This window comes from Pseudomonas sp. 1L-E-NC-VB-C3 (assembly GCF_057291535.1).
Map to the genome: position 1 here is coordinate 396382 of NZ_JBXAWD010000001.1, position 19333 is coordinate 415714.

The window sequence follows — 19333 nt, forward strand, 5'->3', positions numbered from 1 at the left end:
GGAGTCTACCAGCTTCGCTCACAACTGGCGCGAGTAGCACGATGTCCTCTGACCTGTGGAGCTTTGCCCTTGATGTCTACGCCCGCCCGGGTGTGGAAGATGCCTGCCTGCAATTGCAAACGGCGGGCGCCAATGTCTGCCTGCTGCTGTGCGGTTTGTGGCTGGAGCAGCGCGCGGTGGCCTGCGATCAGCCGCGCGTACGCTTACTCAAGGCCTTGACCGCGCCGTGGGATATCGAAGTGGTGCAGCCGCTGCGAACCCTGCGCCTGCAATGGAAAGCGCGGGCCGTCGACGATGCGGTGGTGGCCGGCATGCGGGAGCAGATCAAATCACTGGAGCTGGAAGCTGAGCGCACCTTGCTTTCACGCCTTGAAGGTGTGGCGCAAGAGTGGACGCGCAACGATGCAGGTTCGGTGACCTGGCTTGAAGACCTGGCCGGCAATGCCGCCAGCCTGAACCGCGACGCGCTGCAAGTGCTGCGCGTCGCGGCAACCGGCACTTAGGAACCGCTGGTCGGGGTGCTGCTGACGTTCGACGAAGCGGCTGGTGCTGGCGCAGTCGAAGGGGTCGAGTGGGCGGCGGACGACGGTGCCGACGCAGCTGGAGCAGCCGGGGTAGCGGCAGTGGCAGGCTTGGCCGCTGGAGCGGTGGCCGGTTTGGTCGCGGCTGGCTTGGCAGCTGCAGGCTTTTTCACCGCTGGTTTTGCGGCTGGCTTGGCGGCCGGTTTTGCAGCAGCGGTCGCAGGCTTGGCAGCAGGCTTGGCGGCCGGTTTCACAGCGGTTTTTGCCGCAGGTTTTGCTGCCGATGTTGCGGCTGGTTTGGCAGCCGGTTTTACCGCCACTTTCGCAGCAGGTTTGGCGGCGGCCGGCTTGGCCGCAGTCCTGGCAGCAGGCTTCGCAGCGGCAGTCTTGGCAGCAGGTTTTGCTGCTGGTTTCGCTGCTGCTTTGGCAGCAGGTTTGGCGGCTGCGGTTTTCGCCGGTGCAGCTTTGCTCGCGGCCGGTTTTGCAGCGGCTTTGGCAGGAGCGGCTTTCACTGCTGGCTTGGCTGCAGCAGGTTTGGCTGCGGTGGTTTTAGCCGCCGGTTTTGCCGCGCTCGCCGCCGGCTTCTTCGCTGCAGTTTTCGCCGCTGGTTTGGCAGCCGCTTTCACTGGCGCCTTGGCCGCTGGTTTGGTGGCGGTTTTCGCAACAGCAGGTTTCGCCGCAGCGGTCTTCGCCGGGGCTTTGCTTGCAGCAGGTTTAGCAGCGATTTTCTTCGCTGGTGCTGCTGCCGGTTTGGCCGAACGCGACGACAGAACTTTGCCCACTGCTTCCTGAACGCGGCCAACACCCTGGGCCAGTTTCAGGCTTTCCTGAGCATCGCGCTTGAGTTGCAGAATGTAGCTGCGGGTTTCGGACTGACGATCTTTCAAAGCGTCCAGCAGGTCCTCGAGTTCTTTCACGGAAGACTTGGCTTTGTTCTGAGCCTTGGCTTTGCCGGCAGTGGCGGCGTCCTGCAACTTGGTGCGCGATTTGTGCAGTTTTTCCTGCGCCTTGCCACGCTGTTTTTCCAGCTTGGCGAGCAGTTTTTCAGCATCAGCCAAGGCTTGCGAGCAAGCGTTTTCCAAATGCTCGAGCAGGCTGCCCGACAATTGTTGGAGTAAGTGCAACGGAGTATTTACAGGCTTCTTGGTGGCCGACATGGTTTACCTCCTGGCTGACGTGAGTGCGGCTCATACTAGACCTCTGCTGATACCGCCGCTAGGGCATGTTGACAGTATCTGCACCGTTGCGTTGCACCGCAGCCGAAATGTTCTGCGCCGAGGAAAAAGCAGTTCACCGATGCAGACGTTTGCACTGGCATAATCCCCCGCATCTCAGGTCGGAGAGTGCCCATGTCGCGCTACTTTATTTTGTCCCTCTGCGTGTTTTTTTCGGCGGCGTATGCCGATGAAAAAACCACGGCGAACGATGCTCATGATCTGGCTTACAGCCTCGGTGCCAGCCTCGGCGAACGACTGCGCCAAGAGGTGCCGCAGTTGCAGATCCAGGCGCTGATCGAAGGTTTGCAACAGGCATATCAGGGCAAGCCACTGGCGTTGAGTGAAGCGCGCATTGAACAGATTCTGGCCGACCATGAATCGCAAAATGCCGAGCAGGCTTCACGGCAGTCGAGCGATGCTGCGATGGAAAACGAGCAACGCTTTCTCAGCACAGAAAAAGCCAAACCGGGGGTGAAGGAACTGGCCGATGGCATCCTCCTGACTGAACTGGTTCCGGGCACTGGCGCCAAGGCCGGCCCGGACGGCAAAGTGCAGGTGCTGTATGTCGGCAAGCTGCCGGACGGCACCGTGTTCGATCAGAACACCCAGCCGCAATGGTTCAACCTCGACAGCGTGATTGCCGGTTGGCGCACCGCCTTGCAGAACATGCCGGTGGGGGCGAAATGGCGGCTGGTGATTCCATCGGATCAGGCCTATGGTGCCGACGGTGCCGGCGACCTGATTGCGCCGTTCACGCCTCTGGTTTTTGAAGTGGAGTTGCGTGGTGCGACGAGCTGATCAGGCATAAAAAAACGGTGCGCTTGCGGGCGCACCGTTTTTCATGAAGGACGTGGATCAGGCCTGAACCGAATATTCTTCCTTGTGTGCCGTGTGCAGCACTTCGATCAGGCAATCTTCAAGTTCGAAGCGCTCATGCAGCAAGCCGCCCAATTCCTTGAATTTCTCCGCAACGCATTTGCCTTCATCGCACAGATCATTGAACGCGAGCAGCTTCTCGGTAATGACGTCGATGCGCGGATAGATGGTCTCGGCGAGTTCCAGACCGCGCTTGTCGTTGAACGCCTTGGCTTCGCCAGTCAGCTGTTCATAGATTTCGAAGTGCCCCGCCGATACGTAATCGACCAGCACGCCGCAGAATTCCTGCAAAGGCTTGCGGCTCTCGGACAGCGACTCAGGCTGCGCACCGAGCTTGTCGTAGGCGCCGATCAGCTCTTCACGCTCCTGCAACCAGCGGTCGATCAGCAGATGAACCCCACCCCAACGTTCCTGAGCATTCTGACAACTTTCGAGCATGGCGATCTCTCTTCCCTTGTGGGTCATGCTGCTCTACACCCGCGCCCCTGTTCTGATTTGACTGGTGGACGATCGGGCAGAGCGTCATCGAGCAACATAAATCCAATGACACGTGCCGGCCAGATTATGCCCGCACGCCTATGGCTTCAAGGTACGCAGGAGATAAAGTTCATACAAGTGTTTAATCCCTGACCAGCATGTGGTGCGACGCTTCGTCGCTGACAGATCGTTGCAGAGCGCTCCAGGTCAGACGCAACAACTGATAAACCGCAAGGATCGACACGCCGACAAAAAACAGCAGGCTCCATTCCGGGATGCTCAAATCGAACAGTGTCCAGGAGATGTCCGCACAATCGGCGCCGCCGTTGAACATCCGTTGCAAGGCGCAGATCCACGGCAGGTCGCTGAACAGTGACTCCACGGTTGGCGAGCATTTGACCAGTTGCAGCATCGAGTCACTCTGGATCAACACCTGCCGCCACGCAGCGGTGGTTCCCCCCAGACTGGCGCCGAGTGCAAACAGCCAGTACCACCATAAGCCAACGCGCCGGGGGCCATGCACCGCCGCCACGCCGCAGCCAATGCACAGCAATGTGAGGAACAATCGCTGCACCAGGCACAGACTGCAAGGCGTCAGGCCGACCGCGTATTCGAGGTAATAGGAAGCTCCCAGAGCAAAGGCCCCCGCAATGAAAGCCATGAAGAATAAGGAGCGTGAGCAGGCCAACGACATGGCTTTTCCGTAACAGTAGAGACAGACGGTTACGGTAGAGGAAAGCGTGTCAGCCTTTCAAGGCAAGGGCCTGCCGACAGTTCACCACAGGTGTAGGGAAAACCCGACAGGCTCGATAGGAAACGGTGAAGCGCTTTGTAGGACTTTGTCTCTCGAGCGCAAAGAAGGGGAATTTTCGGTCATCGAAGTTCACGAGGGAGCATCCTCCCTCGCTTTTCAGACCTTCGCCGGGACTGGCAGAGGCGCCGCCAGCAGGCGCTCATCAAGCAGCCCCAGACCTTCCTGGAACAACTGATTGCTGCGCTCGGTATCGCCAAGCTGTGCAAGCAGACGGGCCAACTCCGCACAGGTCTCCGGATTGCGCTGCACGCGCAGACTGCTTTCCAGATAGTCACGGGCCTTGCCCCAAAGGCTGGTTTGCAGACACAGGCGTCCAAGGGTCAGCAGCAGGCTCGGATCGGCCGGGTGCTCCTTGAGCCAGCCTTCGGCCGTCTGCAACTGACGCGCAGGATCACTGCCACGAACCAGACCATAAAGCCGCGCCAGATGGCTGTCGTATTTGCGCTTGAGCGCTGCTCGCAGGACCTCTTCGGCCTCGACCTGAGCGCCCAGCTGGCGCAATTGCTCGGCATAGGCCAGTACCAAAGGTGCTTCCTGACGCTGCGCCGAAGTCAGCTGTTCCCACGCCCGCTTGAGCGATTGCAGACCCACCGTACCGTCTTCTTCACGATGCGCTGCCAGCGAGAGATTCTCACCCCAGGCGCGCCGTTCGAGCTCGGCCAGTTCTGCCGGCGGCAGCACTTTGTCCTTGCGCAACTCAGGCAGCAAACGAATCACCGCCGACCATTCGCCACGCTGCTGATGCAGACGTTGCAATTGACGCAACGTCTGCGCGCTGCGCGGATGCCGTTCATGCATTGCCTGCAAGGTCACCAGCGCACCGTCGGTGTCGCCACGGTCGGTTTGCAGTTGGGCGTGACTGAGGGCAATTGCCAATTCGGCTTGCGGCTGACGCTCCAGCGCGCGTTCGAGCAAACGATCACTTTCTTCGTACTGGCCCTGCTCGTTCGCCGCACGTGCGGCGCCGAGGTAATAAAGCAATGGTTGGCGCTCGGCTTCCGCCGCGCGGGTCAGATGCCGTTGCGCACTGGCCCAGCGACCTTCAGCCAGATCCAGCTGCCCGTGCTCGATCGCCACTTGCACGCGGCGGCTGCGATTGCGTCGCGACCACGGATTGACCACGCCGGTGGAGGTCATCACCAGCTCGACCAGCACCTTGATGCCCCAGAACAGCAGCCACAGCACCGCTATCACCGCCAAGGTCGCCCACAGGCTCGATTCGTAGCGGAAGCTCTTGTACGCCACCAGCACGTAACCGGAATGCTCGGCAATCGCCAGGCCCAGCGCTGCCGTCGCGGCGATGACCAGAAACACGATTACATAGAGGCGCTTCATGGGGTCGCCTCCTGCGCAGCATTGGCGGCCGGTTTGGCAAACGGTTTCACCGATTCCTCGGCATTGACGTTACGCCGCTCCAGATACCCCTGCACCGCACTCAAGGTGCCAGTCAGATCCGGCGTCTTGACGGTGACCGGTTCCTTGCTCAGCTCGGAGACCTGTTCCAGCATGACTTTGCTTTGCGGATTGTCCGGGTTGAAATTGCCCTTGAGCACATCGCGTGCCTCGGCCAGCGCCTGGGTGTACACCGCCGCCTGACCGTTGAGCGCCGCCCACTGCGCCTGCTCCAGCGCCAGACTCAGGGCCAGGCGCACCTGGCTCAGGCTTTGCCCGGCCAGCAGCGGTTTGACGTTTTTGTCAGCGTTGAAATCGATGCGGATATAGCGCGACACCTTGTCCCACCACTGCGCCCAGCGACCGGCGCCATCGCCATCGGCGGTCAGCCCCAGCAGGGACTCGCCGCGATCCTTGTACTCCGGCGCCAGCTCGGTGAGGTCGATGACCTGATCGCGCAGCGCGCCGAGACGCAGGAACAGCCCGGTGCGATCCGGCTGTTCGGTGCTGCGCAAGGCGACCAGGGTTTTCGCCACTTGCTCGCGCGCGGCGAAGGAACCCGGATCGTTCTGTTCACGCAGAATTTCATCGGCGCCCTGCACCAGTGCCTGGGCGCTGCTGATGTCCTGCAACGCTGAAAGGCGCAGGCTGGCCAGACGCAGCAAGTGCTCGGCCTCGGCCAGACGCCAGTCCTTGCGGCTGGCGCCGAGGACGGTTTCCAGACGTTGATTGAGGCGCTGCTGATCGCCCTGCAGTTGCGTGACCAGACGCTGGCGCTCGGCGAGCTCGTCAGCACCGGGCAGCTGCGCCAGGCGTTCGGTCAGACGCTGTTCGTTGAGCTTCAGACTCTGCGCCTGATCGTTCAGCGCCTGCACCTGACTCGACTGTTGCTGCGTGTTGTTCTGCAGGTGGCGCACCTGCCAGACACCCCAGCCGCCAATGGCGACACCGGCGGCGCCGAGCAGCAGGGCGACAATTGCCAGTCCATTGCCTCGGCGCGGCTCTTTGGCCGGTGGTGGAGTTTCAACCTGGGCATCGAGCGCAGGCTGGACGTCATCTTTTGGCAAGGCTGTTTCGCTCACGTATCCATCCTTTGCATTAGAAAACGGCACGGGACATTCCCGTAACGCCGTCAGCAAAGCCGCGGCACTCGCGCCGCGGCAATCCACAACTGTTTGAGCCCCGGCGGCACGTGCCAGCTCGGCGACCCTCGGGCTTGGAACAAACAACGGCAACTGCGCAATCTTCGGCCAGGCATCGCCGGCCATCTGCCGCAGGTGCTCGAAACCCTGTCCACTGCTGACCACCAGCCCGTTCAAGCGTTCCGCTTCGATCCGCCGTGGCAGCTCGTTCAGCGGATAGGCTGGCAGTTCACGGCGATACAACTCCAGATACTCGACACTAGCACCAAGCGCGCGCAGGCGCTCGGCGAGCAGTTCACGACCGCCCTCGCCGCGCAGGATCATCACCTGCGCGCCGGGCTGGCTCACCGCCTCGCGCAGACGCGGCAATTGCAGCAAAGCTTCACTGTCATCGCCGTCAACCGGAAAGCTCACATCGAGACCGTGTTCGCGAAGAATGCCTGCGGTCGCCGCGCCGACGCTGAACCACGGCATGCTCAATGGCGGCGCGCCTTCAGACTTGAGCAAGTCCACCGCGATCCGCGCCGCCGGTTTGCTGACCACGATCACTGCGCTGCAAGCGGGCAATCGCGAAATCGCTTGGCGAATAGTGTCAGAGACCGGCAGCGGAACAATGTCCAAAAGCGGCAGACAACTGCTGAAAATCCCGTGCCCGGCCAGCTGTTCGGCCAGCGCCGCGCAGTCGTCTGCCGGGCGCGTCAGCAGCAGGCGCCAGGCTGTCACTCGTGACCCGCCTCGCCGTAGACAGCTTTGAGAATGTCGTCAGCGCCTTGCTTGAGCAAGTCTTCAGCGACCTGCACACCCAAGGTTTCCGCGTCGGCACGCGGCGCCCGGGCTTCGGCACTGAGAAGCTTGCCACCGCTCGGCTCACCGACCAGACCGCGCAACCACAACTGCTCGCCTTCAAGCACGGCGTAGCAGGCGATCGGCACTTGGCAGCCGCCGTTCAAATGTTTGTTGAGGGCGCGTTCCGCATTCACCCGCGAAGCGGTATCGGCGTGATGCAAAGGCGCGAGCAAGGCGTGGATTTCGTGGTCGGCGCTGCGGCATTCGATGCCGACCGCGCCCTGGCCACCGGCCGGCAGGCTGTCATCGACACTGATCGCCGAAGTGATGCGATCTTCGAAACCCAGGCGGATCAGGCCGGCAGCGGCGAGGATGATCGCGTCGTACTCGCCGGCGTCGAGCTTGGCCAGACGGGTGTTGACGTTGCCACGCAGGAACCGGATCTGCAGATCCGGGCGACGCGCCAGCAATTGCGTCTGCCGACGCAGGCTCGAGGTGCCGACGATGGCACCGGCAGGCAGCCCTTCAAGACTGGCGTAGGTGTTGGAGACGAAAGCATCGCGCGGGTCTTCACGCTCGCAGATGCAAAACAGGCCCAAGCCTTGCGGGAAGTCCATCGGCACGTCTTTCATCGAATGCACGGCGATATCGGCTTCGTTTTCCAGCAGCGCGGTTTCCAGTTCCTTGACGAACAGACCCTTGCCGCCGATCTTCGACAGTGGCGAGTCGAGCAACTTGTCACCGCGACTGACCATGGGCACCAGCGTCACCAGCAGGCCCGGGTGGGCCGCCTCGAGACGGGCTTTGACGTATTCGGCCTGCCAGAGGGCCAGCGCACTTTTACGGGTGGCGATGCGGATTTCGCGAGGGGACATGGAACAATCCGTACTGAATAGATACGGCGGATAATAACAGCTCAGTCAATTTCACTTTGACCTGAATCAGAACCGGCGCGGCCTCCCTGGCCTGCCATGCCGGGTAAAAGAACTCGAAAGGCCCGGCGAAGACCGGGTCACAGCCCCTGCATCATCTTGCGCACACCGGCAACATGCCGCCGACTGACAATCAGCGCATCGCCATTGAGGCCTTTGAGGAACAACTGGAAATGTCCCAGTGGGGTGCGTTGCAAGCGCTCGATGCGGTCGCGAGCGACCAGCGCGTTGCGGTGGATACGCACAAAGCGTTCGCCGAATTCGTCTTCAAGGGCTTTGAGGGGTTCGTCGAGCAGCACCTCGCCGGCTTCGTGACGCAGGGTCACGTATTTGTGGTCGGCGATGAAGTAGACCACCTGATCCAGCGGAATCAGCTCGATGCCTTTACGGGTCCGTGCGCTGATGTGGCTGCGTGGGCCGTTGCCACTTTCGGCAGCGGGACGGGTCAGGGCCGAGAGTTGCGCCCGGTTGGGACGTTCAGCCCGCTTCAGGGCTTCATTCAAGTGTTCGGTTCGCACAGGTTTCACCACATAGCCCACGGCGCTGGCCTGCAGGGCTTCCACGGCAAATTCATCGGGACTGGTGCAAAACACCACGGCCGGCGGCGTCTCTCGTTCGCACAGTCGGGCAGCAACCTGCAGGCCATCGAGGCCCGGCATGCGGATATCGAGCAGCACGATATCCGGCTTGTGGCTGTCGATCAGCGCTAACGCCTCCTCGCCATTCGTGGCACTGGGCTCCAGGACTGTGTAACCCTCGAGCTCGCTCACCATACGGCTTAGGCGCTCGCGAGCCAGGGGTTCGTCATCAACGATCAGGACATTCATATTGCGCTGGATTCCTGCGTGAGTCTCGCACAAGGATAGCGTAGACAGGTGTAGTGACCTCCGTCACCGCGATCCACGCTAAGACTAGCCCGAGCGCCAAAAAGTGCCGTACGTCGGCCAGCAATATTTGCCAGCGTCCGGGTCGAACGGCTCAGAGCCCAGTGTTTCCTGCGTTTCTCGCGGTGGGTGACCGTTGTACAACTCACCCGCCCCCTCTTCTTATAGCCAGTGGCCGGACCTTTGCATGATCCGCATTCGCACCGACCCTTATGTCCACTGTAGACGTTCGTCGGAACGATATTGCTCAATCAAAAAATATCCTTTTGTAAATTCCTTGCAGACCGCGCCGGACATGCCTGACACATCCGCGAAAAAACGTATCGACCGGTGTCAGCGACAGGATTGGCAACCCTGTTATTATCCGCGCCAGCGTTTCACGCCATTTCTTCAAGCCGATACGAGCGAATTCATGAGCACTGACAAGACCAATCAGTCCTGGGGCGGCCGCTTCAGTGAACCCGTCGACGCCTTCGTCGCCCGCTTCACCGCCTCCGTCACTTTCGACCAGCGCCTGTATCGCCACGACATCATGGGCTCGATCGCCCACGCCACCATGCTGGCCAAGGTCGGCGTGCTGACCGATGCCGAGCGCGACAGCATCATCGATGGCCTGAAGACCATTCAGGGCGAAATCGAGGCCGGCCAGTTCGACTGGCGCGTCGACCTCGAAGACGTGCACATGAACATCGAAGCACGCCTGACCGACCGCATCGGCGTCACCGGTAAAAAGCTCCACACTGGGCGCAGCCGCAACGACCAGGTCGCCACCGATATCCGCCTGTGGCTGCGCGATGAAATCGACCTGATCCTCGCCGAGATCACCCGCCTGCAAAAAGGCCTGCTGGAGCAAGCCGAGCGTGAGGCCGCAAGCATCATGCCGGGCTTCACCCACTTGCAGACCGCGCAGCCGGTAACTTTCGGGCACCACATGCTGGCCTGGTTCGAAATGCTCAGCCGCGACTACGAGCGTCTGGTCGACTGCCGCAAGCGCACCAACCGCATGCCATTGGGCAGCGCCGCACTGGCCGGCACCACCTACCCGATCGACCGCGAATACACCGCGCAACTGCTCGGCTTCGACGCCGTCGGCGGCAACTCGCTGGACAACGTCTCCGATCGTGACTTCGCCATCGAATTCTGCTCGGCCGCAAGCATCGCGATGATGCACCTGTCGCGCTTCTCCGAAGAGCTGGTGCTGTGGACCAGCGCGCAGTTCCAGTTCATCGATCTGCCGGATCGTTTCTGCACTGGCAGCTCGATCATGCCGCAGAAGAAAAACCCTGACGTGCCCGAACTGGTACGCGGCAAGACCGGCCGCGTCTTCGGCGCGCTGATGGGCCTGCTGACCCTGATGAAGGGCCAGCCGCTGGCCTACAACAAGGACAATCAGGAAGACAAGGAGCCGCTGTTCGACGCCGCCGACACCCTGCGCGATTCGCTGCGCGCGTTTGCCGACATGATCCCGGCGATCAAGCCGAAACACGCGATCATGCGTGAAGCGGCACTGCGCGGTTTCTCCACTGCGACTGACCTGGCGGATTATCTGGTGCGCCGTGGCCTGCCGTTCCGTGATTGCCATGAAATCGTTGGCCACGCGGTGAAATACGGCGTCGACACCGGCAAGGATCTGGCCGAGATGAGCCTCGAAGAACTGCGTCAGTTCAGCGATCAGATCGAGCAGGACGTGTTTGCCGTGCTGACCCTGGAAGGCTCGGTGAATGCCCGCGATCATATCGGCGGGACTGCGCCGGCGCAGGTCAAGGCTGCGGTGGCGCGCGGTCAGGCCCTAATCGCCAGCCGCTAGAAGCATCGCGGGCAAGCCCGCTCCCACAGGGTTCTTCGTGGAACACAATTTTGCGTTCGACCCATAGCCCTGTGGGAGCTGGCTTGCCAGCGATGACTGACTTCTGAGCGCTACAAAATTCACTTCTTGGCAGCAATCATCGCCAAAAACGCCGGCATGGCCGCGTCTTTATCCGCCGCAATCTTCTGCACATGCGGATTCTGCTCTAACCGCTCCAGCAGCGCTTTCGCCTGCGGCATCTCGGCCAGCAGATCAATCCCGAACAGCTTCTGCCCGACCGCACAGGCCAGCGGCACGCTGTAGAGGAAATACAAATCGGCAATGCTCAGGCTGTCACCCGCCACATACGGGGCGAACTGGCCATGACGGCCCAGCGCGGCGAAGCCCAGCAGCAGCTCGGTCCGGGTTTTCTCTTTGATCGGCTCCGGCAATGTCATACCGAAAAACGCCTCGCCATAGCAGGCACGCCCCGGCAACTCGATGTACAACTCGATCTCCTTGGCAATCGCCAATACCTGCGCGCGCTCGAACGGATCGCTGGGCAGGAGCGGCGTGCCCTTTTGTGATTGTTCGAGGTATTCGAGAATGATCGCGGTTTCGTTGATATAACCGGCGTCGACACCCAGCACCGGGACCTTGCCGCGCGGGCTGATCGCCAGTGACTCCGGGGTTTGCGCCGGGTAGAACGTCACCTCTTCGAAGGGCAGGCCTTTTTCCAGCAGCGCCAGTTTGACCATGTTGTAGTAGTTGCTGACAGCAAATCCGTAGAGCTTGAACATCACAGAGCCTCCAGGCCGTGCGGGGTGGGCAGTGCCTGTTTATAGATCGCCGCGACGTTTCCCGCCAGCAGCATCACGCCGCTGAATGCGGGTAAACTGGCGCCTTTCCCTGAGGAGCCTGCCATGAGCGAGCCGACAGATATCGTCAACGATGACGACGAAGAAGCATTCACCGAAGCGACGCTGATCGAAGCCATCGAAAACCAGATCGAAAGCGACAACCCGCCGGCGGCCAAGGCGACATTGAACAAGCTGACCCTGGTCGGCATGGAACGTGAGGAGATCCTCAACCTCATGGCTCACGTGCTTGCCTATGAGATTGACGCGATGCTCGATGAAGACCGCGCGTTCAACACCGAATGGTATGAAGCAGCCTTGCGCGCATTGCCAGAGCTGCCACCGGAAAAGCTCTAAGATCAAAAGATCGCAGCCTTCGGCAGCTCCTGCACCAATCTCCTGTAGGAGCTGCCGAAGGCTGCGATCTTTTTTATGCGGACTACACTGGAATTCGCCTCAAGACAAAATCCCCTGATCCGAGCACTGGACATGCTGCACCAGCGGGTTCACCTTAGAGGCGCTGTCGTCCAATTCCTAGAAAGTCTGGAGTCCTTATGTCGCTTACCCCTGAGTTGGTTGCCGAACTGGAAGTCCTTGCACTCTTCAACCTGGACAGTTCCCAGGAAGGTCTGAAAATTCATCAGACCGCTGCCCCGAAACACATAGCCGCCGCCAAACGCCTCTTCGAAAAAGAACTAACCGACCAGCCCGATGGCGGTTATCTGACCAGCCTCGGCCGCGATGCCGCGCAAAACGTGCAGACCGTACTGACGATTCTGAGAGAGCAGGAAACCGCCTGACTTTTTCCGACTTTGCCCACGGAAACTCCTGCCACGGGATTTCCGCGGGCCAGCCTGATCACTGCCAATGAAAATCTGACGTCAAAAAACAAATTCAGCTTAAACCTCCTGCTGCGCAGAGGCTAAACTGCGGCCATTCCGAGACCCTCTACGTCCGAGCCTGCAAGCCGGTTTGAGCTGACATGACGCGCACCCACGAAATCCGCCCCGACCTGGACGAAGGCATCGACCGCAAGGTACTCAGCCAACTGCGCGCCCGTTTTCTCAAACTCAATGAAGGCCGCCTCGGCCGCGCCCTCGAAGGTTTGTCGACGCGCCAGCAAAGCGTGCTGACGCTGTTGCCGCTGTTCTTTCACGTCAATCATCCGTTGCTGCCCGGCTATGTCTCGGGCAGTACGCCGGCCGGTCTCTCGAATTATGAGCCGGACGCCAATGCGCTGACCGAGGCGCAGCGCCTGACCCGCTCGTTTTCTTACAAACCGCGCCATGGCAGCAACCCGCCGCGACCGATTCACGGTCTGTTCCTGATGGGCAGCCTCGGCACGCTGGCACAGGCCGATCAGAGCGACATGGATGTGTGGGTCTGCCATGCCCCAGATCTGAGCGAAAGCGAACTCGCCGAGCTACGCAAGAAATGCCAGTTGCTGGAAACCTGGGCCGCGAGCCAGGGTGCCGAGGCGCATTTCTTCCTGATCGACCCGGCGCGCTTCGTCAAAGGCGAACGTGATGCTCAGCTCAGTTCGGAAAACTGCGGCAGCACCCAGCACTATCTGCTGCTCGACGAGTTTTATCGCACGGCGATCTGGCTGGCCGGGCGCACGCCGATCTGGTGGCTGGTGCCAGTCTATGAAGAAACAGCCTACGACGCTTACACCCACACCCTGCTGTCCAAACGCTTTATTCGCGCCGATGAAACCCTCGATCTCGGGCCGATGGCGACCATTCCGCCCGGGGAATTCATCGGTGCCGGATTGTGGCAGTTGTTCAAAGGCATCGAGTCGCCCTACAAGTCGGTGCTCAAACTGCTGCTGACCGAGGTGTACGCCAGCGAACATCCGCAAGTGCAGTGCCTGAGCCTGCGCTTCAAGAAAGCCGTGTTCGCCAATCAGCTCGATCTCGATGAGCTTGACCCGTACATGGTCGTGTACCGGCGTATCGAGGAATACCTGCTCGCCCGCAACGAACCGGAGCGTCTTGAGCTGGTGCGCCGCGCGCTGTATCTGAAGGTCAACCGCAAGCTCACCGGCAACAGCCGCAGCCAGGGTTGGCAACGCGCACTGCTCGAACGCCTGGCCGGCGAGTGGCACTGGGATCAGCGGCAACTGGCGCTGCTCGACAGCCGCAGTCAGTGGAAAGTCCGCCAGGTCAGCGCCGAGCGCCGCGCGCTGGTCAACGAACTCAACTACAGCTATCGCTTCCTGACCCAGTTCGCCCGCAGCGAACAGACTGTCAGCCTGATCAACAAGCGCGACCTCAATGTGCTTGGCCGTCGACTCTACGCGGCATTCGAGCGCAAGGCCGACAAGGTCGAGTTCATCAATCCGGGCATCGCCCCGGACCTGGCCGAAGACACCCTGACCCTGGTGCAGTCGCCGAACAAAAAGGAGCCGGGGCAGACCCAGTGGGGTTTGTACAACGGCAGCCTGACGGCGCTGGAGTGGGAACACTTCGCGCCGATCAAGCGCAGTCGCGAGCTGCTTGAACTGCTGACCTGGTGCCACCGCAACGGCGTGATCGACAGCAGCACCCGCCTGGCCCTGCATCCGGGCACCAGCGACTTGAGCGAGTTCGAGCTGTTCAACCTGCTCGGCAGCCTGCAGCAGTGCATCGCCCTGCCCTTGTCCACCGTCGCCGAAGAGCCCTTGCTGCGCGCCGCCGTGCCCAGCGAAGTGCTGCTGCTGATCAACGTCGGCGTCGATCCGCTCAAGCATCACCGTGATCTGAACATTTTGATGACCACCGAGCGCACCGACTCGCTGAGCTATGCCGGTGTGCGCGAGAACCTGGTGCTGACCCTCGATCAGGTCACGCTCAACAGCTGGAACGAAGTGCTGGTCAATCGTTTCGACGGCCCGCATGCGCTGCTCGACTGCCTGCGCGATTACCTCAACAACCTGCCGCGCGGCCCCGTGCAGCCGTCGCTGAAAGTGCGCTGCTTCTGCCACAACCGCGCGCAATTCATTGCCCGCCGCGTCGAGGAAATCGTCGACACCGCGCAGACCCTGTTGCTCAGTGACTTGAATCATCGCTACCTGATTCAGGTGCAGCAGCACTATCACGTGCTGGAGCTGGTGCCGGGTCAGGTCAACCATGTCGCCCTCGCCACCCTGCCGGCGCTGCTCGATTATCTGGGCGAAGAACAACCGCGCTACAGCCCGCTGCACCTCGACCCGATGGCGCTGGAAGATCACGATCTGGCGCTGATCCTGCCGATGGGTCAGCCGGAGTGCATTCAGGTGTTCTATCGCATCAGCGAACAGCAGGCGGAGCTGTACGTGCTGGATGAATTCAATGCGCTGTGGCAACAACATCTGCCGTACCACGACGAGCAGAGTCTGCTGGTGCCGCTGCAACGTTTTCTGCAATCGATCCAGTACCGCCGTGAAGCGCAATTGCCGATGGACGGTGGCCCTGCGGGCAGCCCCGAGACTTTGTATTACCAGCTGTTGCCGTCAGGCCCGGGGCGCTCGCGCAGGGTCGAAACCCGACCAGCACCGCAGACCCCGGTGAACAAACCGTTCTACGACGTGCAGGCAATCATCGGCAAAGCCGCACCCGGCGAAGTGCAGGTCACCTTGTACTGCAATCAGCGGGAATTCAGCGAGCTGGAGCATGGCGACCAGTTGTTCAGCGTGGTCGCCCGGGAGATCGTCGAGCAGCGTCGCGAGACCGATCGTTATCGCTGCTACATCACCGACCTCGACCTGTCGGGTCTGCTCGGTGACGGGCACAGTTCAAGCAATCTGTATCTGCGCCACAAGGCAGACCTGGAGCGCTCGTTGAATGAAGCGCTCGAACAGGTTTGAAGCGGGGATTTATTCGGGAAAGGCGCCGCCGTTGACCGGTTGCGATTCCACTTCCAGCAAGGTCAGTTTCAGCGATTTGCCGCCCGGCGCCGGCCAATCGATATGCTGACCGACCTTCAGGCCCAGCAGCGCACTGCCGACCGGCGCCAGAATGGAAATTTTGCCTTCGTCGGCGTTGGCGTCCTTGGGATAGACCAGCGTCAGGTGGTAATCCTTGCCACTGCCTTCTTCGCGGCAATGCACGCGGGAATTCATGGTCACGACATCGGCGGGCACTTCATCGTGGCCGACCACGGTATCGGCGCGGTCCAGCTCGGTTTGCAGCGCAATCACGCCCGGCGCAGCCTGGTCTTTGTCGCTCAGGCTGTCGATCAGGCGCTCCAGACGTTGCACGTCCAGACGGGTAAGGGTGATGGAAGGTGCGGTCATGATCCAGGCAGACTCCTTTCTTCTGCACAAAAAAAGCAAAACCCCGCCAAAAAAGACGGGGTTTTCACCGTGCCTCGGTGGTTTGAGGCGTTCGCGGACACTATCACAGCTCAAAAAATATACAAGTCACGCCCTTTTTTGCCTGGGTGAAACCCTTGTGGCGAGGGGATTTATCCCCGTTCGGCTGCGCTGCAGCCGTATAGATTTTGGGGCCGCTACGCGACCCAACGGGGATAAATCCCCTCGCCACGATATCAACAGGCTTGGGATTTTCGTGCGGTAGCCTGCTGGCAAATCACCCGGCGCCGCTGATCATCCGCCGAGCGCCACTCGCGAATGTCCTCGACGTGGCGCGCACAGCCGAGACAGACTTTCTGCTCGTCCAGTCGACACACACCCGTGCAGGGCGAAGGCACCGCCGGGCTGACGTTGCTGTAGAGCGGTTTCGGCGGGCGAACAGGCGCGGCATCCGTCACGAATCACAGACCTTCGAAATCGAATTCGGCGCCAGCCTGCTGCTTTACGAGGCGCTGAAGCATTTCGCCCAATTGCTCTTCGCTCTTGTCGCACATCCAGCGCTCGCTTTCTTCGTCGTAGTCGAAGTGGAAACCACCGGACACGGCCGCCAGCCACAGCTGACGCAACGGCTCCTGGCGGCTGAAGATCAGCTGCGAGCCATTTTCGAACTTGACGGTCAAGACACCTGCCGAGCTCTCCAGGTCGATATCCAGGTCGCTGTCATCAAAGATATCTTCCAGCGTCTGCTGGGTAGCATCGACCAGATCGTGGAAACGGGCTTCGGACAAACTCATTGCGGCAACCTCAAAAATGTCTGATCAGGCTCAAGCGCCGAAAGATACGGACGCTGCCGACCGATTGCAAAGATTAACGACCAAGCACCTGTCGGCCCATCCAGCACCGCCCCCGTGGGAGCGAGCCTGCTCGCGAAAGCGGTGTGTCAGGCAACGAGCCTGTTGAATTTGCCGACGCCTTCGCGAGCAGGCTCGCTCCCACAGGGATGATGCGCATCACAGGAGCCCCGCCGGACGGGAACCCCCTCGCATAGGCAAGCTGCCGGGTGGCCGGTATACTCCGGCGCAATTAACGCATTTTCAAGGATTTCGCCATGAAGCGCCTGATCTCTTCCCTTGCTGCGCTCGTCGCGGTTGCCTGCCTCGTTTCGGCCTGTGGTCAAAAAGGCCCGCTGTACCTGCCGGATGACGATCAGGACCCGGCCGAACAAGCCCAGTCTTCGCAGAAGCAGCCATCCAAGGCTCACAAGCACGACGTTTACTAAGGGATCGCCATGGACGCTTTTAACTACCGTGGCGGGGAGCTGTTCGCGGAAGGTGTGGCGCTGTCCGCCATCGCCGACCGCTTCGGCACGCCCACCTATGTCTACTCGCGCGCGCACATCGAAGCGCAGTATCTGGCCTACGCCGATGCGCTGGCCGGCATGCCGCATCTGGTCTGCTTCGCGGTCAAAGCCAACTCCAACCTCGGTGTACTGAATGTCCTGGCCCGTCTCGGCGCCGGTTTCGACATCGTTTCCCGTGGCGAGCTGGAACGTGTACTGGCCGCTGGTGGCAGCGCCGACAAGATCGTTTTCTCCGGCGTCGGCAAGACCCGTGACGACATGCGCCGCGCCCTCGAAGTCGGCGTGCACTGCTTCAACGTCGAATCCACCGACGAGCTCGAGCGCCTGCAAGTAGTCGCCGCCGAGCTGGGTGTTCGCGCCCCGGTTTCGCTGCGCGTGAACCCGGACGTCGATGCCGGCACCCATCCGTACATTTCCACCGGTCTGAAAGAGAACAAGTTCGGCATCGCCATTGCCGATGCCGAAGACGTGTACGTGCGCGCCGCGCATCTGCCGAACCTGGAAGTAGTCGGTGTCGACTGCCACATCGGTTCGCAACTGACCACCCTGCCGCCATTCATTGACGCCCTCGATCGCTTGCTCGATCTGGTCGACCGTCTGGGCGATTGCGGCATTCACCTGCGCCACATCGATCTCGGTGGCGGCCTGGGCGTGCGTTACCGCGATGAGGAGCCGCCGCTGGCTGCCGACTACATCAAAGCCGTGCGCGAGCGTCTCGACGGGCGTGATCTGGCGCTGGTGTTCGAACCGGGTCGCTTCATCGTTGCCAATGGCGGCGTGTTGCTGACGCAGGTCGAATACCTCAAGCACACCGAGCACAAGGATTTCGCCATCGTCGACGCGGCGATGAACGACCTCATCCGTCCGGCGCTGTATCAGGCGTGGATGGACGTCACGGCGGTGAAACCGCGCGACAGCGCTGCACGCAAGTACGACATCGTCGGCCCGATCTGCGAAACCGGCGACTTCCTCGCCAAGGACCGCGAGCTGGCGCTGGAAGAAGGCGATCTGCTGGCGGTGCATTCGGCCGGCGCCTACGGTTTTGTGATGAGCTCCAACTACAACACCCGTGGCCGTGCCGCCGAGGTGCTGGTGGATGGTGATCAGGTTTTTGAAGTGCGTCGCCGCGAAACCGTGGCCGAGCTGTTTGCCGGCGAAAGCCTGCTGCCGGAGTAACCCATGCTGCTGCGTTTTACCAAAATGCACGGCCTGGGCAACGACTTCATGGTCCTCGACCTGGTCAGCCAGCACGCGCACATTCAGCCCAAACACGCCAAGCAATGGGGCGATCGCCACACCGGTATCGGTTTCGACCAGTTGCTGATCGTCGAAGCGCCGAGCAACCCGGACGTGGACTTTCGCTACCGGATCTTCAACTCCGACGGCTCGGAAGTGGAGCAGTGCGGCAACGGTGCGCGCTGCTTCGCCCGCTTCGTGCTCGACAAGCGCCTGACCGCCAAGCGGCAGATCCGCGTCGAGACCAAGGGCGGCATCATCGAACTGGACGTGCGTAACGACGGCCAGATCGGCGTCAACATGGGCGCGCCGCGCCTGGTGCCGGCAGACATTCCATTCCAGGCGCCGGCCCAGGCCAGCAGCTATCAGCTGGAAGTCGATGGCACCACGGTCGAACTGGCCGCCGTGTCGATGGGCAATCCCCATGCGGTCATTCGCGTGGACGACATCAACAGCGCACCGGTGCATGAACTGGGGCCGAAGATCGAACACCACCCGCGCTTTCCGGCGCGGGTCAATGTCGGCTTCCTTCAGGTCATCGATCGCCATCGCGCGCAACTGCGTGTTTGGGAGCGCGGCGCCGGGGAAACCCAGGCCTGCGGCACCGGCGCCTGTGCGGCGGCGGTGGCGGCCATCAGTCAGGGGTGGATGGATTCGCCGCTGTTGATCGACCTGCCCGGCGGGCGTCTGTCCATCGAGTGGGCCGGCCCGGGCGAACCGGTGTTGATGACCGGTCCGGCAGTGCGTGTATACGAAGGACAAGTGCGTCTTTGAGCGAGC

The 19333-nt window shown here is 61.3% G+C and carries 21 protein-coding genes and 2 pseudogenes; 9 read left to right on the forward strand and 14 right to left on the reverse strand.

The genetic code is table 11. From position 1 onward, the window contains the following. The first annotated feature begins 41 nt into the window (after positions 1–41). Positions 42–503 (forward strand): TIGR02444 family protein, encoded by a 462-nt coding sequence (locus AC0Z5Z_RS01775; protein ID WP_095181264.1) that lies wholly within the window; start codon positions 42–44, stop codon positions 501–503. Here the strand turns inward: AC0Z5Z_RS01775 and AC0Z5Z_RS01780 are convergent. After that, positions 500–1678: an AlgP family protein gene (locus AC0Z5Z_RS01780; protein ID WP_485610629.1), complete on the reverse strand. Its 1179-nt coding sequence runs from the start codon at positions 1676–1678 to the stop codon at positions 500–502. The two genes, AC0Z5Z_RS01775 and AC0Z5Z_RS01780, sit on opposite strands and share 4 nt — an antisense overlap. Positions 1679–1870: 192 nt before the next feature. On the opposite strand from AC0Z5Z_RS01780, the gene AC0Z5Z_RS01785 reads away from it, so the two are divergent. Then, on the forward strand, positions 1871–2536 hold the full coding sequence (locus AC0Z5Z_RS01785) for an FKBP-type peptidyl-prolyl cis-trans isomerase (RefSeq protein WP_150742929.1): 666 nt from the start codon (positions 1871–1873) through the stop codon (positions 2534–2536). A gap of 57 nt (positions 2537–2593) precedes the next feature. Here the strand turns inward: AC0Z5Z_RS01785 and rsd are convergent, their stop codons facing one another. The 8 genes and pseudogenes from rsd to AC0Z5Z_RS01825 form a co-directional block, all read right to left on the reverse strand. After that, the gene (gene rsd / locus AC0Z5Z_RS01790) at positions 2594–3052 is read right to left on the reverse strand and encodes a sigma D regulator (protein ID WP_095181261.1); all 459 of its coding nucleotides are present in this window, start codon (positions 3050–3052) and stop codon (positions 2594–2596) included. 181 nt (positions 3053–3233) lie between these two features. Beyond that, entirely contained in the window at positions 3234–3785 is a 552-nt protein-coding gene (locus AC0Z5Z_RS01795) for a disulfide bond formation protein B (protein ID WP_305381736.1), read from the reverse strand. 216 nt (positions 3786–4001) lie between these two features. Next, positions 4002–5240 (reverse strand): heme biosynthesis protein HemY, encoded by a 1239-nt coding sequence (locus AC0Z5Z_RS01800; protein WP_041476923.1) that lies wholly within the window; start codon positions 5238–5240, stop codon positions 4002–4004. Then, positions 5237–6379, reverse strand: coding sequence for a uroporphyrinogen-III C-methyltransferase (locus AC0Z5Z_RS01805; protein WP_056791721.1), 1143 nt, complete (start codon positions 6377–6379; stop codon positions 5237–5239). Before AC0Z5Z_RS01805 ends, AC0Z5Z_RS01800 begins: the two co-directional genes overlap by 4 nt. Positions 6380–6415: 36 nt before the next feature. After that, a pseudogene (locus tag AC0Z5Z_RS01810) lies at positions 6416–7162 on the reverse strand (uroporphyrinogen-III synthase); the annotation flags it as partial. Beyond that, positions 7159–8100 (reverse strand): hydroxymethylbilane synthase, encoded by a 942-nt coding sequence (hemC, locus tag AC0Z5Z_RS01815; protein WP_323619857.1) that lies wholly within the window; start codon positions 8098–8100, stop codon positions 7159–7161. The pseudogene AC0Z5Z_RS01810 and the gene hemC, both read right to left, overlap by 4 nt. Before the next feature lie 137 nt (positions 8101–8237). After that, on the reverse strand, positions 8238–8984 hold the full coding sequence (locus tag AC0Z5Z_RS01820) for a LytR/AlgR family response regulator transcription factor (RefSeq protein WP_016772598.1): 747 nt from the start codon (positions 8982–8984) through the stop codon (positions 8238–8240). Continuing rightward, positions 8981–9136 (reverse strand): annotated as a pseudogene (locus tag AC0Z5Z_RS01825) (sensor histidine kinase); the annotation flags it as partial. The pseudogene AC0Z5Z_RS01825 and the gene AC0Z5Z_RS01820, both read right to left, overlap by 4 nt. A gap of 317 nt (positions 9137–9453) precedes the next feature. Between AC0Z5Z_RS01825 and argH the strand changes: the two are divergent. Next, positions 9454–10848: an argininosuccinate lyase gene (argH, locus tag AC0Z5Z_RS01830; RefSeq protein ID WP_039757402.1), complete on the forward strand. Its 1395-nt coding sequence runs from the start codon at positions 9454–9456 to the stop codon at positions 10846–10848. A 119-nt stretch (positions 10849–10967) separates the two neighbouring features. On the opposite strand, the gene AC0Z5Z_RS01835 is transcribed toward argH, so the two are convergent. Then, positions 10968–11627 carry a glutathione S-transferase family protein gene (locus tag AC0Z5Z_RS01835; protein ID WP_150742927.1) on the reverse strand — a complete coding sequence of 220 codons (660 nt, stop codon included), beginning with the start codon at positions 11625–11627 and terminating at the stop codon, positions 10968–10970. Beyond that, entirely contained in the window at positions 11627–11752 is a 126-nt protein-coding gene (locus AC0Z5Z_RS01840; RefSeq protein ID WP_263596261.1) for a hypothetical protein, read from the reverse strand. Before AC0Z5Z_RS01840 ends, AC0Z5Z_RS01835 begins: the two co-directional genes overlap by 1 nt. Between AC0Z5Z_RS01840 and AC0Z5Z_RS01845 the strand changes: the two genes are divergently transcribed. The 3 genes from AC0Z5Z_RS01845 (at position 11751) to AC0Z5Z_RS01855 (ending at position 15510) form a co-directional block, all read left to right on the forward strand. After that, the gene (locus AC0Z5Z_RS01845) at positions 11751–12041 is read left to right on the forward strand and encodes a hypothetical protein (protein WP_150637099.1); all 291 of its coding nucleotides are present in this window, start codon (positions 11751–11753) and stop codon (positions 12039–12041) included. The two genes, AC0Z5Z_RS01840 and AC0Z5Z_RS01845, sit on opposite strands and share 2 nt — an antisense overlap. A 197-nt stretch (positions 12042–12238) precedes the next feature. Further along, entirely contained in the window at positions 12239–12484 is a 246-nt protein-coding gene (locus AC0Z5Z_RS01850) for a TIGR02647 family protein (protein ID WP_003229392.1), read from the forward strand. A gap of 182 nt (positions 12485–12666) precedes the next feature. Beyond that, on the forward strand, positions 12667–15510 hold the full coding sequence (locus AC0Z5Z_RS01855) for a class I adenylate cyclase (protein ID WP_485610630.1): 2844 nt from the start codon (positions 12667–12669) through the stop codon (positions 15508–15510). 9 nt (positions 15511–15519) lie between these two features. Here AC0Z5Z_RS01855 and rnk read toward each other — a convergent pair whose 3' ends face one another. The 3 genes from rnk to cyaY form a co-directional block, all read right to left on the reverse strand. Further along, the gene (gene rnk / locus AC0Z5Z_RS01860; protein ID WP_024014769.1) at positions 15520–15939 is read right to left on the reverse strand and encodes a nucleoside diphosphate kinase regulator; all 420 of its coding nucleotides are present in this window, start codon (positions 15937–15939) and stop codon (positions 15520–15522) included. 254 nt (positions 15940–16193) lie between these two features. Beyond that, complete coding sequence (locus AC0Z5Z_RS01865; RefSeq protein ID WP_076564524.1) at positions 16194–16415, reverse strand: DUF1289 domain-containing protein; 222 nt, start codon at positions 16413–16415, stop codon at positions 16194–16196. A gap of 3 nt (positions 16416–16418) precedes the next feature. After that, a complete protein-coding gene (gene cyaY / locus AC0Z5Z_RS01870; protein ID WP_056791639.1) occupies positions 16419–16751 on the reverse strand; it encodes an iron donor protein CyaY in 333 nt (110 codons plus the stop codon). Between the two features lie 314 nt (positions 16752–17065). Here cyaY and lptM point away from each other — a divergent pair, with 314 nt between their 5' ends. The 3 genes from lptM to dapF are packed head-to-tail and all read left to right on the forward strand — an operon-like array spanning position 17066 to position 19327. Further along, on the forward strand, positions 17066–17236 hold the full coding sequence (lptM, locus tag AC0Z5Z_RS01875) for an LPS translocon maturation chaperone LptM (RefSeq protein ID WP_016772589.1): 171 nt from the start codon (positions 17066–17068) through the stop codon (positions 17234–17236). Between the two features lie 9 nt (positions 17237–17245). Beyond that, positions 17246–18493, forward strand: a complete 1248-nt coding sequence (gene lysA, locus AC0Z5Z_RS01880) for a diaminopimelate decarboxylase (RefSeq protein ID WP_056791636.1) — start codon at positions 17246–17248, stop codon at positions 18491–18493. Positions 18494–18496: 3 nt separating this feature from the next. Beyond that, positions 18497–19327 carry a diaminopimelate epimerase gene (gene dapF / locus AC0Z5Z_RS01885; protein ID WP_041476933.1) on the forward strand — a complete coding sequence of 277 codons (831 nt, stop codon included), beginning with the start codon at positions 18497–18499 and terminating at the stop codon, positions 19325–19327. The last annotated feature ends 6 nt before the right edge of the window (positions 19328–19333 follow it).